The organism is Caballeronia sp. INDeC2 (assembly GCF_023631325.1).
GTDB lineage: Bacteria > Pseudomonadota > Gammaproteobacteria > Burkholderiales > Burkholderiaceae > Caballeronia.
Map to the genome: position 1 here is coordinate 65,359 of NZ_JALQDG010000036.1, position 16,736 is coordinate 82,094.

The 16,736-nt window shown below is 63.4% G+C and carries 16 protein-coding genes; 7 read left to right on the forward strand and 9 right to left on the reverse strand.

Going from position 1 to position 16,736, the window contains the following annotated elements:
- Positions 1-7 precede the first annotated feature (7 nt).
- On the reverse strand, positions 8-904 hold the full coding sequence (locus tag NCS28_RS23090) for a fructose bisphosphate aldolase (protein WP_250516101.1): 897 nt from the start codon (positions 902-904) through the stop codon (positions 8-10).
- Between the two features lie 188 nt (positions 905-1,092).
- Positions 1,093-1,521 carry a hypothetical protein gene (locus tag NCS28_RS23095; protein WP_250516102.1) on the reverse strand — a complete coding sequence of 143 codons (429 nt, stop codon included), beginning with the start codon at positions 1,519-1,521 and terminating at the stop codon, positions 1,093-1,095.
- Positions 1,522-1,831: 310 nt separating this feature from the next.
- Here NCS28_RS23095 and NCS28_RS23100 point away from each other — a divergent pair, with 310 nt between their 5' ends.
- Positions 1,832-3,484 carry a D-alanyl-D-alanine carboxypeptidase/D-alanyl-D-alanine-endopeptidase gene (locus NCS28_RS23100; protein WP_250516103.1) on the forward strand — a complete coding sequence of 551 codons (1,653 nt, stop codon included), beginning with the start codon at positions 1,832-1,834 and terminating at the stop codon, positions 3,482-3,484.
- 12 nt (positions 3,485-3,496) lie between these two features.
- Here the strand turns inward: NCS28_RS23100 and NCS28_RS23105 are convergent, their stop codons facing one another.
- Positions 3,497-4,366 (reverse strand): alpha/beta fold hydrolase, encoded by an 870-nt coding sequence (locus NCS28_RS23105; RefSeq protein ID WP_250516104.1) that lies wholly within the window; start codon positions 4,364-4,366, stop codon positions 3,497-3,499.
- Between the two features lie 104 nt (positions 4,367-4,470).
- On the opposite strand from NCS28_RS23105, the gene NCS28_RS23110 reads away from it, so the two are divergent.
- The gene (locus NCS28_RS23110; RefSeq protein WP_250516105.1) at positions 4,471-5,322 is read left to right on the forward strand and encodes a LysR substrate-binding domain-containing protein; all 852 of its coding nucleotides are present in this window, start codon (positions 4,471-4,473) and stop codon (positions 5,320-5,322) included.
- Here the strand turns inward: NCS28_RS23110 and NCS28_RS23115 are convergent.
- On the reverse strand, positions 5,300-6,361 hold the full coding sequence (locus NCS28_RS23115; protein ID WP_250516106.1) for a phytoene/squalene synthase family protein: 1,062 nt from the start codon (positions 6,359-6,361) through the stop codon (positions 5,300-5,302). The two genes, NCS28_RS23110 and NCS28_RS23115, sit on opposite strands and share 23 nt — an antisense overlap.
- An 88-nt stretch (positions 6,362-6,449) precedes the next feature.
- The gene (locus NCS28_RS23120; RefSeq protein WP_250516107.1) at positions 6,450-7,076 is read right to left on the reverse strand and encodes a septal ring lytic transglycosylase RlpA family protein; all 627 of its coding nucleotides are present in this window, start codon (positions 7,074-7,076) and stop codon (positions 6,450-6,452) included.
- Positions 7,077-7,263: 187 nt separating this feature from the next.
- On the opposite strand from NCS28_RS23120, the gene NCS28_RS23125 reads away from it, so the two are divergent.
- A complete protein-coding gene (locus tag NCS28_RS23125) occupies positions 7,264-7,731 on the forward strand; it encodes a MarR family winged helix-turn-helix transcriptional regulator (RefSeq protein ID WP_250516108.1) in 468 nt (155 codons plus the stop codon).
- A 6-nt stretch (positions 7,732-7,737) separates the two neighbouring features.
- Here NCS28_RS23125 and NCS28_RS23130 read toward each other — a convergent pair whose 3' ends face one another.
- The 4 genes from NCS28_RS23130 to NCS28_RS23145 form a co-directional block, all read right to left on the reverse strand.
- Positions 7,738-8,190 carry a MarR family winged helix-turn-helix transcriptional regulator gene (locus tag NCS28_RS23130; protein WP_250516109.1) on the reverse strand — a complete coding sequence of 151 codons (453 nt, stop codon included), beginning with the start codon at positions 8,188-8,190 and terminating at the stop codon, positions 7,738-7,740.
- A gap of 473 nt (positions 8,191-8,663) precedes the next feature.
- On the reverse strand, positions 8,664-11,309 hold the full coding sequence (locus tag NCS28_RS23135) for a c-type cytochrome (protein WP_250516110.1): 2,646 nt from the start codon (positions 11,307-11,309) through the stop codon (positions 8,664-8,666).
- Positions 11,306-11,815: a (2Fe-2S)-binding protein gene (locus NCS28_RS23140; protein ID WP_250516111.1), complete on the reverse strand. Its 510-nt coding sequence runs from the start codon at positions 11,813-11,815 to the stop codon at positions 11,306-11,308. Before NCS28_RS23140 ends, NCS28_RS23135 begins: the two co-directional genes overlap by 4 nt.
- Positions 11,816-11,827: 12 nt before the next feature.
- Entirely contained in the window at positions 11,828-12,988 is a 1,161-nt protein-coding gene (locus NCS28_RS23145; protein ID WP_284505637.1) for an FAD-dependent monooxygenase, read from the reverse strand.
- Positions 12,989-13,280: 292 nt separating this feature from the next.
- Here NCS28_RS23145 and NCS28_RS23150 point away from each other — a divergent pair, with 292 nt between their 5' ends.
- The 4 genes from NCS28_RS23150 to NCS28_RS23165 are packed head-to-tail and all read left to right on the forward strand — an operon-like array spanning position 13,281 to position 16,587.
- Entirely contained in the window at positions 13,281-14,033 is a 753-nt protein-coding gene (locus tag NCS28_RS23150) for a maleate cis-trans isomerase family protein (protein WP_250516112.1), read from the forward strand.
- Positions 14,034-14,036: 3 nt separating this feature from the next.
- Entirely contained in the window at positions 14,037-14,864 is an 828-nt protein-coding gene (locus tag NCS28_RS23155; protein ID WP_250516113.1) for an alpha/beta fold hydrolase, read from the forward strand.
- A gap of 18 nt (positions 14,865-14,882) precedes the next feature.
- A complete protein-coding gene (locus NCS28_RS23160; protein WP_250516114.1) occupies positions 14,883-15,917 on the forward strand; it encodes a 2,5-dihydroxypyridine 5,6-dioxygenase NicX family protein in 1,035 nt (344 codons plus the stop codon).
- Between the two features lie 16 nt (positions 15,918-15,933).
- Entirely contained in the window at positions 15,934-16,587 is a 654-nt protein-coding gene (locus NCS28_RS23165) for an isochorismatase family protein (protein WP_250516115.1), read from the forward strand.
- Positions 16,588-16,736 lie beyond the last annotated feature (149 nt).

The following is a 16,736-nucleotide window of genomic DNA, read 5'->3' on the forward strand; positions in this document are numbered from 1 at the left end:
CGAAGGATCAGGCCTTCTTCACGGACGCGTCGTAGATCTCGTCGATCGACTGTTCGAGCGTCTTGTCGAACTCGCTGTCGCTCATCGACTTCTTCAGCTCGTTGATGAGCGCGCGCGAGAAGCTCGCGATCATGCCGTGGTTCTGCTCGAGCTTCTTGCACGCGTCGCTGCGCGTATAGCCGCCCGACAGCGCGACGACACGCACGACACGCGGATGCTCGATCAACGGACGATAGAAATCCGCTTCATCCGGGATGGTCAGCTTGATCATCACCTTGCTCGATTCCGGCAGCGCGTCGAGGCCCTTGAGCAATTCGTCGCGCAGAATCTTTTCCGCACCCTTCTTGTCCGGGCTCTTGATCGAGACTTCCGGTTCGAGAATCGGCACGAGGCCATGCTTGATGATCTGCGCGCCCACTTCGAACTGCTGCTTCGCCACGGCCGCGATGCCTTTTTCATCGGCCTGATGAATCACCGAGCGCATCTTCGTGCCGAACACGCCGAGCTTCACGGCGCGCGCGAGCAGATCGTCGAGGCCGGGAATCGGCTTCATCACCTGCACGCCGTCGGCTTCGGATTCGAGGCCTTTGTCGACCTTGAGGAACGGCACGATGCCACGGTCTTCCCACAAGAACGTGGGGACCGGCTTGCCTTCTGCTTCGCCGTCCATTGTGCGCTCGAATAGAATTGCACCGATCACCTTCTTGCCCGTGAACGAAGGCGCGGTCATGATGCGAACGCGCATTTCATGCATCAGCTTGAACATTTCGGCGTCGCCGTTATAGGCGTCGTCCGGAATTCCGTATTGCCGTAGCGCGCCGGGCGTCGATCCGCCGCTCTGATCCAGAGCGGCAATGAAACCATCCTTCTCAGCCATTTGCGCGAGCATCTTTTCGTTAGCCACGAACATTTCCTCCTCGAAGTTCAAACACCGGACGACGCGCGCGTGCATAGTCCGGGCTTATGGTTCAGCTTCCTCAAGTGTAATGGTTTTGGCGGGCGCTCAAGTCGTGCAAATCCGCCATTCGTGCGCAAACGGCGCGCAAGCGCTTGTGCGCGCACTGGCCGTGCATCGGCGCACGATGGAAAAAATCAGGAAGCGGCGGAGTTGAGATCCGCGGCGTTGCCGGAGCGCCAGACGAAGCTCAGCGCGCGGCGAAGCAAAGAAGGCGCGCGTTCGAAGTCACCGGCTTGCGGCAATTGCGCATGATCGTTCGATGACTCCGCGATCGGCTCATCGACCGGCTCATGGACCGGCTCATGGACCGGCAAAGGCAGCGCTTCAAACGCTTCAGGCTCGGCAAGCGGCGCGAGCTTTTCACGCGCATCGCCACAACGCTGATTGAGCACGCGGCGCATCTCGGCATCGTCGATCAGCGCTTGCGCGGTCGTCATGCCGCGCTCGAATTGCAGCGCATAGGCGATGTCGGTGAAGTCCTCATAGCGGCCGCTGTCGGCCAGCTCGAACGCGAGTTCTAACGTGCGCTGGCGTTTCCATGCATCGAGATCGTCGTGGCCCATGCTCGCAGATATCCTCTTCTTCGCGATGAGGTGCCGACGATGTTAGCCCGCGCCAAACGTTTTTCCGTTGTCACGTCACAACAAGCAGACGAAAAGCATCCGTCGAATCATACAAAAAGCGCTTGCCTAAAGCACTCGATTCGCGATAGCCCTCGTTGACAAGGCCCGTGTAAGGTATTTAATTCACACAGCCGCGCCTATAAAAACGGCGGACGGCCGCCGACATCTCCTGTCTGCGCTGTGAAGCAGTCCCGACGTATTGGATGTTCGCTCCATGTGGAGCGCGATGTGCCTTTATCGGAGCCGCGTCATGTACCCGCTTTCAGGAAGTCCGGCACGCCTCGCCGCTCTCGCGCTCTCGTGCGCGCTCGTCGCGTCCGTCGCTGCATGCGGCGGTTCCGATTCCACCGATACGTCCGTCCCCGACGCCATCGTCCAGATCATGAAAAAGCCGATGTATCAGGGCTCGACATGGGCGCTGCGCGTCGTCGATCTGAACTCGGGCGATCTCGTCTACGACATGAATTCCAACGCGCAGGTTTATGTGGCCTCGGTGCGCAAGGTGTTTTCCCTCGGCGCGGCGCTCGATCAATACGGCGCGCAGCATCAGTTCCAGACGCCTGTGTACCGCCTCGGCAACGTCGATGGAACCGGCACGCTCAACGGCAATCTCGTGCTCGTCGCGAGCGGCGATCTCGCGATGGGCGGCCGCACGAATCCCGACGGCACGCTCGCGTGGACGAACTTCGATCACAACGAGGCGAACAGTCTCGGCAACGCGCAGATCACCGCGCCCGATCCGCTCGCGGGCTACGACTCGCTCGCGGCGCAAGTGGCGGCGTCGGGCATCAAGAAGATCAATGGCGAGGTCGTGATCGACGACCGCCTTTTCGATCCCTTCGACTTTCGCGGCGAATTCGAACTGCGGCCGATCTTCGTGAACGACGACGTCGTCGATACGATCATCGGACAAGGCAGCGCGGGGGCGGCGTCGCCGGTGGATTACCGGCCGAAGTCGTCGGCATTCTCCGTTCAATCCACACTGATGACGGGCGCGGCGGGCACGCCCGCAACGATCACGGTCACGCCCGAAGACCCTGCCTGCTTCGGCACGCTGCCCTGCGGCGGCGTGCTCGCCGGCTCGATTCCGGCCGATTATGTGCCGCCGATCGTGCCCAGCTTCCCGGTGATCCGCACGTTTCGCATCACGCAGCCGTCGAACTATGCGCGCTCGGTGCTCATCGACGCACTCGCGCGCGCGGGCGTCACGGTCACGGCGTCGGCCGTCGAGAACAATCCGGTGCAACTGCTGCCGGCGAAGAACGCATATTCCGCGGATACGCGCGTCGCGCAGCTCACGTCGCAGCCGTACGGCGAATATTCGAAGTGGATTTTGAAGGTCAGCTACAACATCGGCGCGGATACGAGCCTGATGCTGTTCGGTGTCGCGAACAACGGTTCGACCACGCTCAATGCGGCGCTGGCCGCGGAGAACGCGAAGCTCTCGGCCGCGCCGTTCAACGTGCCGATGAGCCAGACGCATTTCATCGACGGCAGCGGCGGCGGCGAGACGACTGCGACGCCGCTCGCGGTCATCGCGATGTTGCGCGCGATGAACGGCCGCCCGGCCTTCCCGGCGTACGTGGATTCAATGCCCTTCCTCGGCGTCGACGGCTCGCTCGCGAGCACGACCGCCTTCGAAAGCGATCCGGCGCTCGTCGGCGCGAAAGGCAAGGTCTACGCGAAAACGGGCACTTATGCGACCGGCACCGAACTCGCGAACGGTCAGGTGCAGACGACGCTCAAGGGACAGGCGCTCGCGGGCTATATCGACGCGAAGAGCGGACGACGGCTCGCGTTTGCGCTGATGGTGAACAACGTGCCGATCGCCGACGTGCCCGACATCCTCAACGTCTTCAACGACCAGGGCACGATCGCGGCGAACATCTGGAAGCTGCAATAGGCCGCGTTCGATTCACCACGCGCCCGCGAACGCCAGCACCGCGCGATTGAACGCGCCGGGGCTGGCGGCGTTCATCCCGTGCGACGCGCCCGCGATCGTCTGACGCTCGGCGAACTCGATCCACTCCTCGAGCTTCTCGACGTTGTTGCGGAACATGCGCGGGCTTTTTTGCCCGTCGATGAGCAAGGTGCGGCACTTGATGTCGCGCGCCGCTTCACGCGTGTACGCGGGCAAGGGATCGCGGAATTGCCTCGGCAGCGTGAGCGCGTTGTCGAGCGCCATGCGCCGGAAGCTCGCCGTGCTCTTCTTCCAGAAGCCCGGCATGCTGACCGAATCGACGAACATTTCCAGGCCGCGATCGAACTCGCCCTCTTCGATCAGTTCGGCCACGCGTGCGCGCAGCGCGTTGGTCGCGGGCGGCAGCGTCGCGGACACGGGTTGCGCCGATGTTTGCAGCGGGCCGCCCGGATCGGCGAGCGTGAGCGTCTTCACGAGCCGCGGATACTCGCGCGCCAGATGAAATGCGATGCAGCCGCCGCGCGAATGCCCGACGAGATGCACCGGCGCGAGATCGAGCGATTCGATGAACTCCGCCATCTCCGCGACGTGCGTTTCCCAGCCGAACTCGCCTTGCACGAAGGCATCGACGGCGGGCCAGTAATGCGACAGGCTCGGCGCGATGCAGCGAAACTGCTTCGCGAGCGGCAGAATCTGCGCGTTCCAGTAGCGGTAATCGCAGAGGGATCCATGCACGAACACGAGCGGCTCGCCCTCGCCGCACTCGACATACGGCACCGAAACCCCCGACGCCGTCGTGGCGAACGACGGTTCAGGCAGGCCTTGCACGGCGGTGAGGACGGAAAGATCGGTTCGCGCGTTCATGATTCGCTCCTTTGATGCGACTATGCGCCGCGCCGAAGCAAAAGAAAAACGCATAATCTTGATAGAATCGTTCAGATTTTCTGATACCGAACGGTCGTTCACCCATGAAAGCGCTGGATCTGGATGTCCTTTCGATGATCGTCGCCGTCGCGGATACGGGCAATATCAGCCGCGCGGCGGAACTCGTTCATCGCTCGCAATCGGCGGTGAGCATGCAGATAAAGACGCTGGAAACCGCGCTCGGCAAGGCGCTTTTCGTGCGCAAGCCGCGCAGCGTGGTGCCGACGCAGGACGGCGAGGTGCTGCTCACCTACGCGCGCCGCATGATCGCGCTGCGCGACGAGGCGTGGGCGGCGGTCGTGCGGCCGGACGTGACCGGGCGCGTGGTGATCGGCGTGCCGGACGATTACGCGTCGTCGCTGTTTCCGCCGATCCTCAAGAAGTTTTCGGCGACGTATCCGAAGGTCGAGATTCAGGTGGTCGGCCTGCCGAGCCTCGCGCTCGCGCCGATGGTGAAGGACGGCACGGTCGATCTCGTCTGCGCGACGCGCGTGAAGGGCCTGTCCGGCGAATTCCTGCGCCACGAGCCGATGGTCTGGGCCGCCGCGCCCGGCGCGACTGAAATCTGGAAAGAGCGGCCTTTGCCGATCGCGGTGTTCTTGCCGGGCAGCGTCGCACGCGAGAACGCGATCCGGAGCCTCGAGCGCGCGCGCATCGGCTATCGCACGTCGTATGAAAGCCCGAGTCTGCTCGGCCTTTTGACGATGGCCGAAGCGGGCCTCGCCGTGACGCCGCTCGCGAAATGCGCGGTGCCGTCGCACTTCACGCTGCTCGGGCCGGCGCAAGGTCTGCCGGATATCGGCACGCTCGAAGTGGTGCTGGCGCGCAGCGCGGCGTCGAAACGACCGCCTTGCGACTTCCTCGCCGAGCGCATCATGGCCGAATTGCGGCGCTGATCTGCGCCTCGATCGCGCGGATGCGGCGTGAGGTCCACGCGCGCAATATGCCGTTCGATGCGACCATCGGCAACGACGACGCCATGATGCGATACACGTCGTTGCGCCGGACCTTCGAGATTTTGTCGGGATCGAGCCACGCATCGTTGCGCGCGAGCAGCACGAGCGTGTCGAGACCGATCATGATCGGCCAGAGACAGGCGAGACGCAGACGGACGGCGCTCGATGGAATCGCAAGCGTGTACTCGACCGCGTCCTGAAACAGGATGAGCGATGTGCGCAGCAATTCGAAGAGCACGGGCCGCGCGCGCGCCGACGATTCCGGCCGCAGCAGATCCTGCGTCGTCAGGCCGTGACGCGCGAGCATCGATTCGGGCAGATAACAGCGGCCGATGCGCAGATCGCGCGCGCAATCGCGCAGCACGTTGGTCATTTGCAGCGCCTTGCCGAAGCGCACGCCGAGCGCGAGCATCGTATCGGGCGCGGCTTTGAGCAGGCCGGGCATGTGCGCGTAAGTCATCTTCGTCCAGAACTCGCCGACGCAGCCCGCGACGAGATACGTGTAGCGGTCCAACTCGTCGAATTCCTGCAACGCGACGATCTCGCCCGATGTCTCGTCGGGGAAAGTGCGCAGATCGAACTCCATGCCGGTGCTGAGCGTCGTGACGATATCGCGAACCGCGGCCCGATCCTGCGCGCTCAGTTGCGGCAGGATAGCGAGCGCGTCGCTCAGGCTTTCGAGCAGCGCGCGCTCATCCGGCTGCGCCTGCTGTCCCGCGACTTCACCCGCGATACGCGCGAGCACGCCGTCATCGGGCGCGCCATTGACTTGCGCGCGCAGCGAAAGCAGCAGTTCCAGACGGCGTTGCGGCGAGATCAGCGATGTATCCGCGATCGTATCGGCGGCGCGCGCGAGCAGATACGCAAGCCCGATGGGATCGCGCATGCTCGTCGGCAAGATGCGTAGCGTGAGGTAGAACGACCGCGATACGCGCTTGAGAAGCGGGCCCAGCAGAAAGGCCCGAGGCGAATTGTTCATAGCAAGGATCGGATGACGTCGGCCGGACGCGCGATGATCGCGCCGCCGCATTGTATCCGTCCGTGTGAAATCGCGACTTCGCCGCGCGTCAATGACGATGCGCGTGCTTCTTGTGATGTCGCGGATGCGGCGCGATGCGCAGCATGACGCGCTCCGGCGCGCCGGATGTCGACGCGAGCGCCACGGGCCGATCGACCGGTTCGAGGATCACCTGCGCGCTACCGGTTCGTTGCAGACCGAGTTCGACGGCCGCGGCGAAAGACAGATCGATCATGCGACCTTTCACGAAGGGACCGCGATCGTTGATGCGCACGACGATCGAGCGAGTCTTCGCGAGATTGCTGACGCGCGCGTACGAACCGAGCGGCAAGGTGCGATGCGCCGCCGTGAACGCGTGCATGTCGTAGCGTTCGCCGCTGGCCGTTCTGCGCCCGTGAAACTTGTTGCTGTAGTAGGACGCCCAGCCGATATTCGGCACCGCCTTCGTCCTGGCGCTGCGATAGTCGAGCGGCTCGCCATCGAGGGAATGGCTTGCTTGAGTGCGCGTCGAATCGGCGATCCGCACGCTTTCAGCCATGATCGACGGCGTGCTCGTTTCCTTCGATGGCGCGTGCGGGTGTCCGGCGCATCCGTTCAACGTCGCGCACGCGCCGGAAGCGGCGATAGCGGCCACGCCGGCCGCCTGCCACTGCATGATGGGTCCGTTGTCCTGCATGAGCGAGTTCTCCATGAAATGCCGACGCATCTCAATCGACTTGCTCAAAACGCTCTCACCGCCGTGAAGTTGACCCATGCGCGGAAGATATGACTCATCTTTACAGAGAGGCGTACCTTGGGGAGCGTGGACATGGGCGTCGCTATAATCGCGGGACGACACATCGTGCAATCACATGCAGGCCGCCATGTCCCGTGCTCCGGTTCAAGCTTCGCGCGTATCCGACGACTATCGCTTCAACGAGCAGATCGGTCATTTGTTGCGACGTGCGTATCAGCGTCACGTCGCGATCTTTCAGCAGGCGATACCCGATTCCCAACTGACTGCCGCGCAGTTCGTCACGCTGTGCGCCGTGCGCGATCAGCAGGGCGCGTCGCTCAATGACATCGCGAAGATCACGGCGATCGATCAGGCGACGATACGCGGCGTGGTCGAGCGATTGCAGACGCGCGGTCTTATCGTCGTGGCGCGCGATGCGAACGACGGCCGCAAGGTCACCGTGACGACGACGGAGGAAGGCAATGCGCTCGTCGAACGCACGGTGCCGTTCGCTCACGACATCACGGAACAGACGTTCGGGCCGTTGAACCCGGCCGAGCGCGTCGCGATGATTTATCTGCTCAGGAAGATGATCGACGCTTCCGACGCCTCTTGAACGTGATCACGTTGCGCCCAGTTTGCGCAAGAGCATGAGCGCCGCGACGCGCTCGACTTCGTTCAGATCGCTCATCGTGAGTTCGCTTACGCGTTGTGCGGCCGGGGTGGTCTGTTCGACGAGCTGGCGGCCTGCGTCGGTTAGTTCGACTGTTGTCTTTCTGCGGTCCGTCGGGTTTGTTTTCAGCTCGATCAGGTCGCGACCCTTCAATCGTTCGATGATGCCGCGGACCGTTGCAGCGTCGATGGCTGTGGCCTTGCCGAGGTCGCTCATCGAGGATGGGCCCATGCGCATGCTCGCGCTCAAGACCGCGAATTGAACGGCCGTGAGTTGCGGATCGCCAATGGTCTGGCTGAAGATCGCCAGATGACGTTGATAGGCTTTTCTCAGCAGATGGCCTATTTGTTCGGAGACTTCATATGGCGTGGGGTCTTCGGGCGGCGGTTTCATGTAGTTCATTTTCGTTCCCTGTCTTTGCTTCGCTTGCGTTTTCGCCGGATCCCGTTTCATTTTCGGTTTATGAGCATTGCCCCCGTGGGGGGCGGCTCCGACACGCTTAAAGGCGACCGGTCAAGCGGGTCTGCGCGTGCTTCTTTACTATCGTCTCCATCTCACTGCACGCGTCACTCGCTGCTTCCCTTGCAAACCCGGCGGCAGCGCGCAGCGCTGTGCTGAACCAACGTGCTATAAGTTCTAGCTCGTCAGACCGTGCGCGGTCCAAGCCCGGTCAGGTCTTTGAGGGCACTCGCTAATGAGCCCACGAACACCGGGCAAGCATGGCCAAACTGCGTGTGACCGCGGGCCTGAAAGCGCTGCTTTCTTTGGTTGCCTTCTTTGGTTGCTTTCTTTGCACTAGCCAAAGAAAGTGCCCCCGCCCCGGGGAGGCCAGTGCTAATAGACCAACATGAAATCGGGATCCGGCAAACAAGACCTCAATGCCCCGACAACCGAACCTTCGCCGACGCATCCGCGACACCATCCCATGCCACCTCCCCCGGCGCAAATTCCGCCCGAATATAAGCAACAAGATCGGCGACCTGCTTATCATCGAACGAGTCCTTGAAACCAGGCATATAACCAAGCTCACCGGTAGCAGGCGCATCGATGCCGTGCAGAATGACATGCAACAGGTTATCGGGCGACTTGTCATTGACACTCGTATTGAGCGAAAGCAAAGGCCTGACGCCGAAATTGCCGACACCACCCGTCTGCGCATGACAAACCGCACATGCGGCATCAAAAATCCGCTTGCCGTTTTCAAAACCGTGCACGCGTAAAGCATCCTGTCGCACCGGCGAGCGCACATCGCCGCTGACGTGCGATAGCGACGCGACGTAATGCGCCATCGCGCGTATATCGGCTTCCGGCAGCGTCGCGAGATGCGACACGACCGGCGCCATCGGCCCGGCCGCCACACCATGTTCGTGCGAGAAGCCCGTGCGCAAATAGTCGAAGAGCGCCGCTTCCGTCCAGCGCACCGGCGACTTCGAGTTCGCCGTCAGCGACGGCGCAATCCATCCTTCCGCGCTGCCGCCCGTCAGATAAAGCCGCCCGCCTTTCTCCGCGCCGATCGCGTTGCGCGGCGAATGACACGCGCCGCAATGCCCCGCGCCATCCACCAGATACTTGCCGCGATTCCACAACGCCGAGCGCGCCGGATCGGGCGCGTACTCGCCCTGCTTCAGATAGAGCGCATTCCAGCCCGCGACGAGCCCGCGCTGATTCAACGGAAACGGCAAACGCGTTTGCGGCGGCCGCGATTCGACTGCGGGTTGCGACATCAGATACGCATACAGCGCGGTCATGTCGGCGTCGCTCAGCTTCGCGAACGACGTGTACGGGAACGCGGGATAGAGATGATGTCCGTCGCGCGAAATGCCCTGTCGCATCGCGCGATCGAAGGCCGCGAACGACCAGTTGCCGATGCCCGTCTTCTCGTCGGGCGTGATGTTCGTCGTATAGACCGTGCCGAAGGGCGTTTCGAGCGCGAGTCCGCCCGCATTCACCGCGCCGCCGGGCGCCGTGTGACAGACGGCGCAATCGCCCGCCGCGGCGACTTCGCGTCCGCGTGCGAGCGTGGCTTGCGACCATGTCGACGCGTCCGGTCGCGCAACAGGCGCGATGGGCGCACGCCAGGGCCACGCAGTGCAGGCGAGCGCGACGAGGCCGCCGAAGCCCGTCGCGGCCAACGCGCCACGCCATGAGCGGCGCAGGCCTGGCGGCTTCGTCCCGATCAACGCTTGGCGCACACGCTCCGGCGTGAACGGCGGTGAACGGAAACGCACGCCGGTCGCATCGAAGAGCGCGTTCGCGATGGCCGCGGCGGCCGGCGATGTATCGATCAGCGGTTCTTCATTCGTGGCGTGCGCTTCGTCGAGCGCAGTCGTTTCGACTCGATGCGCAAGCGGCTGCACATGCGGCGTCTCATCGTGCGCGGCCCGTACGCCGAGCGGCACACCGATCAGCCTCGACGCCGCCGCCGCGATTCGCGCCGACGATACGCCCGCAATCGCGCCGATGCCGCGCCGCCCTTTCGCGCTACCCGCGACCACGCGCCGGATCGCGACATCGCCGGTTGCGCGGTTCACATCGAGATCGACGATCCACGCGCTGTACGCCGGCACTGAAGGCGGCGTGCTTTCCTGCTTGTCGAATGCGAAGCCCCGACCTTGCAGCGTTCGATCGTTCTTCGTGCGCGTGGGATTCGCCTTCCATGCAGCGCGATCCGCAAGCGTGCCGATCAGTTCGCGCGCGCCTTCGTCGTCTACGGAGTTCAGATGCGAGAGACGAAAGTCGAGCGGATCGATGTCGCGCTCGCGAGCTATTTCATCGACGAAGGATTCGCGTGCGAAGGCATGAGCCGCGTTGGGGATCTCGTCGTGGCCCGCGCCCGCGTGCATCGACTCCCGATGCGTCATGTAGGGGTTAGGCGATTGCGTTGCCGTGACCTCGCGACGGCCCGTATCGACGTCATAGCGCCATTCGTGCAGACGCGCATCTTCATCCAGCGAAGCGCCGAGATGCAACGCAACGTCCTTCTTTTCGTGCGCATTCATCAAACCATGCACGCGCACTGCGCGTCCCGTGCGATGCAGCAGCATTACCGCCGCGAGCGCCGCGAGCGCTGCGATCGTGGAATCGTCATCGTGCGTCGTCGCGTGCACGGAAAAGCGCGACGAAGGCAGGCCCGTCGCCTCGGCCAGTTGCGCGACGAGGCGCGCTTCATCGCGGACGGCGCACCACACCTCGATCGACGCGCCGTCGTTACGTGCGAGGACATCGCATGGATGGAGCGCATCGTCGAAAAGCGGCCACGTGTAGCGCGCTTCATGCGGCATGCGCGCCTGCGATGGCACGACCGCAGAATCGTTCGACACAGCAGCAACGCATCGTGCGGCATCTAACGCGCGAGCGGCATCATCGGAAACGAATGCGCCGATGCGCCCCATCGCGATCCACGACACGTTGTCATCGAGCGCCATCCGTTCGACGCGTTCATCGATATCGACGATCACGCATGCGGCGAGCGTCGCCCTCGCCGTCATCTCCCTAACCCGCGGCTCGCTCATGTCGTTCATGGCGCTCGCGCCCGCGTATCGTTGCGCACATACTGCGCCGCGCGCCGCACCGCCGCGAGTATCTCCAGATGCGTGCCGCAGCGGCACAGATTGAAGCGCAGCGCGTCCTTGATCGCGTCGTCGTCGGGATCGGGGTTGCGCTCGAGCAGCGCCTTCGTGCTCATGATCATGCCGTTGAGACAATAGCCGCATTGCGCGGCCTGTTCGTCGATGAACGCGCGCTGGATCGGATGCGGCGCGTCGATATCGCCGAGGCCTTCGAGCGTCGTCGTCTCACGTCCCACGGCGGCTGCGACCGGCACCACGCAGGAACGCGTCGCGCCGCCATCCATCAGCACGGTGCACGCGCCGCACTGGCCGAGACCGCAACCGTATTTCGGCCCATTCAGCTCGAAGTCGTTGCGCAGCACGAAGAGCAGCGGCGTGCTTCGCTCGGTGGCGACGGTGCGCGTGCAACCGTTGACGGTGAGCGTCACGGCTTGCGCATTCGATACGGGTTCGGTCATCGGCGTTGTGCGTCAGGCTTCGACGGCCGCGCTTTCCTTCGCCTTGGGCGCCTTCAGCGGTTCGTTGAACACGTCGTAGGCGAACACCCAGGCCGGATCTTCGTTCGAGCGCAGCCACGTATTGTTGTGCGACACGAGTTGCACCTTCGATGCACGCTCCGCGCGATTCGCCTCGTACAGCGCGAAAGCGCTGGCGTAGTCGTTCGTGCCGGTTTCGTCGAGACAACGCACGAGCATCGCGGCATCTTCGATCGCCATCGCCGCCCCCTGCGCCATATGCGGCTTCATCGGATGACATGCGTCGCCGAGCAGCACGAGACGGCCACGGCTCCAGAGCGGCAGCGGATCGCGTTCGAGCAGCGGCCACTTCGTGACTTCGGGCGTCGCCTCGATCAGCTTCTGCACCGACCGATGATAGCCCGCGAACGCCTCGCGCATCTCCTCGCGGCTGCTCGGCGCGACCGACTGCCCTTGCGGCCACTGGGCCTGCGGCACGCCCGTCACATAGTAGATCTCGTCGCGCTTGCCCGTCACGTAATAGACCATCATGTGGCGATCCTCCGACCACCACTTCACGCACAGATCGAACGGATCGGCGCCGAGTCGCGACGCAGGAAACACCGCGCGATGCGCGACATAGCCCGTGTAACGCGGCGGCTCCGCGCCCAGCAGATGCTCGCGGATGCGCGAGTTCACGCCGTCCGCGCCGATCGCGATGTCGGCGGTTTCGACGGTGCCGTCGGTGAACGTGAGGCGCACTTCATCGCCCGTGTCCTCGATGCTCTTCAGGCACTTGTTGAACGCGATGGTGTCCGGCGCGAGCGCTTCGGTCATCAGCGCGTGAAAGTCGCCGCGATGCACCGTGAGATACGACGCACCGTAATGCTTCAGCGCGAAATCGCCGAGCGGAATCTGCGCGATCGCCTCGCCGCTTTGCCAGTCGCGGCTGAACCAGAAATCCGGATGCGAGCCCATGTCGTTCAGCGCGTCCTCGCAACCGATGCGCCGCATGATCTTCATCACGTTCGGGCCGAGATGAATCCCCGCACCGAGACGCGAGAACGCGGGCGCCTGCTCATACAGACGGACTTGATATCCGGCGCGCTGCATGAGCGCGGCCGCGGCCGTGCCGCCGAGACCCGCGCCAACGATCGCGATACGGGGTTTCTTCATGATGTTTTCTCCATGTCTGGCGCTCGCCGCGACAGTCCGTCGTCGAGCCGGTTTCGAAAGTGTCATTTGAGTGTACACATTCGATTTTGGAGCGACAAGAAATTTTTAAAAGGTAGTCATCGACTCATGGAAACACTGATTTAGCGCGTTATATGCGGGTTTTCACTGAGATTGTGCAGGCGTGCACCACGAATAAAACATCCGTTAATCTTGTTTAATTAAAGTGTGTACACTAGACTTCATCAAACCCGAACGCCAACTCGCAGTGCCTGACATACGGAGTCGAAGAGAGATGAGCAAGAGCTTTCGCATCGGCCAGATCGTGCCGAGTTCGAATACGACGATGGAAACCGAAATTCCAGCGATGCTGCTCGCGCGGCAGACCATCCGCCCCGAGCGCTTCACGTTTCATTCGAGCCGCATGCGGATGAAGAAAGTCGTGAAGGAAGAGCTCGCCGCGATGGACGCGGAATCGGACCGCTGCGCCGTCGAGCTTTCGGATGCGCGCGTCGATGTGCTCGGTTATGCGTGCCTCGTCGCGATCATGGCGATGGGGCGCGGCTATCACCGCGTCTCGCAGGCGCGCTTGACGAAGCACACGGCCGAGAACGGCGGCGCCGCGCCGGTCATCACCAGCGCGGGCGCGCTCGTCGATGCGCTGAAGGTGATGAAGGCGAAGCGCGTCGTCGTCGTTGCGCCTTATATGAAGCCCTTGACCGAACTCGTCGTCGATTACATTCAGAACGAAGGGTTCGAAGTGATCGACTATCGCGCGCTCGAAATTCCGGACAATCTCGACGTCGCGCGTCATGATCCGCGTAACTTGCCCGAGATCGTCGAGACGCTGAAATATCAGGACGCGGACGTGATCGTGCTCTCGGCGTGCGTGCAGATGCCTTCGTTGCCCGTCGTGCCGAAGGTCGAAGCGCTGACGGGCAAGCCCGTTCTCACCGCGGCCATCGCGACGACTTACGCAATGCTGCGCGAACTCGATCTCGAACCGGTGGTTCCCGGCGCGGGCGCGCTGCTTTCGGGAGCCTACTGAGCGATGGAATCGACCTATCTCTACGGCGCGAACATTCACGCGAACGGCATCCGCCAGCACTATCTGCGCTATGGCGGCCGTGAAGGCGAACGCGCGAAGCGCGACGCGATCGTCCTGATTCCCGGCATCACGAGCCCGGCGGTGACGTGGGGTTTCGTCGCGGAAACGCTCGGCAGGCATTTCGATACCTACGTGCTCGATGTGCGCGGACGCGGTCTCTCCGAGGCATCGGACGCGCTCGACTACAGCCTCGATGCGCAAGCCGCCGACGTGATCGCGCTCGCCGACGCGCTCGGGCTCGAACGTTACGCGTACGTCGGCCACTCGATGGGCGCACGCATCGCGATCCGCGCCGCGCGCATGCAACCGCGCGGCCTCACGCGCGCCGTGCTGATCGACCCGCCGGTGTCCGGCCCGGGCCGCCGAGCGTATCCGTCGAAACTGCCGTGGTATCTCGATTCGATCGCGCTGGCGAAGAAGGGCATCGACAAGGAAGGCATGCGCGCCTTCTGCCCGACATGGACCGACGAGCAACTGCGCCTGCGCGCGCAATGGCTGCACACCTGCGACGAACGCGCGATCCGCGCGAGCTTCGAAGGCTTTCACACTGACGACATTCACGCCGATCTGCCGAAGCTGCGCGTGCCCGCGCTGCTGATGACGGCGCAACGCGGCGACGTGGTGCTCGATGAAGACGTCGTGGAAATACAGACGCTCGCGCCCGAACTGCAGCACACGCGCGTGCCGGATGCGGGCCACATGATTCCGTGGGACAACGCGGCCGGCTTTTATGCGGCGTTCGGCGATTTCCTCGGCGCGAAGCTCGTTTAAACGAAGGAGCCGACCAACATGGCCATCAGCGATTACGAAATGATCGCCGCCTGGAAACAAGTGCTGACGCTCTCGAAGCTGCAGCCCGGCCAGACGGTGACGATACTGACGAGCGCGTCGACGCATCCGCAGACGCTCTCCACCGCCCTCATCGCGACGCAATCGATGGGCGCTGTCGTCAACCGGCTCGATCTGTTGCCGGTGAACGGCGAGAAAGCCCTGTCGCGCGACCCGCTCGCCTATCTCGGCACGACGCCGCTTACCGGCAATCACGCGGCCATCGCCGCATTGAAGGCGAGCGATCTCGTCCTCGATCTGATGACGCTGCTCTTCTCGCCGGAGCAGCACGATATTCTCAAAACCGGCACGAAGATCCTGCTCGCCGTCGAGCCGCCCGAAGTGCTCGCGCGCCTCGTGCCGACCGAAGCGGACCGCACGCGCGTGCGCGCCGCCGCAAAACGTATCGAAGCGTCGCGCGAAATGAGCGTGAAGTCGAAGTCGGGCACCGATCTCGTGTGTTCGCTCGGCGAGTTTCCGGCGATCTCCGAATACGGTTTCGTCGATGAACCCGGCCGCTGGGATCACTGGCCGAGCGGCTTCGTCCTCACGTTCCCGAACGAAGGCAAGTCGCGCGGGCAAATCGTCATCGATCGCGGCGACATTCTGCTGCCGCAAAAGAAGTACGTGAGCGACCCGATCACGTTGACCGTCGAGAACGGTTACGCGACGCGTATCGAAGGCGGCGTCGATGCCGCGCTGCTGCGCGACTACATGGCGTCGTTCGACGATCCCGAAGGCTATGCGATCTCGCACATCGGCTGGGGTTTGCAGCCGCGCGCACGCTGGTCGACGCTCGGTCTCTACGATCGCGAGGCGACCATCGGCATGGATGCGCGCGCGTTCGAAGGCAATTTCCTGTTCTCGCTCGGGCCCAACAACGAAGCGGGCGGCAGCCGCACGACGACCTGCCATATCGACATTCCACTGCGTCATTGCGACGTGATGCTCGACGGCGAGCCCGTCGTGCTGAACGGCAAGGTGATGGATCGATAACCTGGGAGGCATGCACATGAGCGTCATTGAAAGCCACGCCGAATCGGGCGTGTACGAGAGCCAGGGCTTCGGCACGCCGCTGCCCGTAAAGGGCAACGTGGGCTTGCTGATCGTCGATTTCGTGGTCGGCTTCGCGGACCCGCAGACCTTCGGCGGCGGCAACATCGGGCCGGCCATCGCGCAGACGGAAAAACTGCTCGCGGCCGCGCGCCGTCATGGCTGGCCGGTCGCGCACAGCCGCATCGTCTATGCGGACGACGGCAGCGACGACAACATCTTCTCGATCAAGGTGCCCGGCATGGCGACGCTGACGGAGGATCATCCGAACAGCGCGATCGTGCCGGAACTCACGCCCGCGCGCGGCGAGCTCGTCGTGAGGAAGACGGTGCCGTCCGCGTTCTTCGGCACGCAGCTCGCGCCGTGGCTTTCGCAACGCGCGGTGCAGACGCTCGTCGTCGCGGGCGCGGTGACGAGCGGATGCGTGCGCGCGAGCGTCGTCGATGCGATGTCGCACGGCTTTCGTCCGCTCGTCGTTTCGGATTGCGTCGGCGATCGCGCGATCGCGCCGCACGAAGCGAATCTGTTCGACATGGCGCAGAAATACGCGGCCGTGATGCCGCTCGAAGAAGCCCTTCATACGCTGGAAAGCGCCGCCGCAGCGGCCCGCTGAACCCGTTTTCTGCTGCACCGGAAGTCCCCGCGCGACGCGTCGGGGACGCCTCCGCACGCCCTCGCAAATAACCATAACTAACTGATTTAAAAGCGCTTTTTTATGAAAAAGCGTTGCATTTCAGATTTTGTCTTCGTAACTTAGGCAGG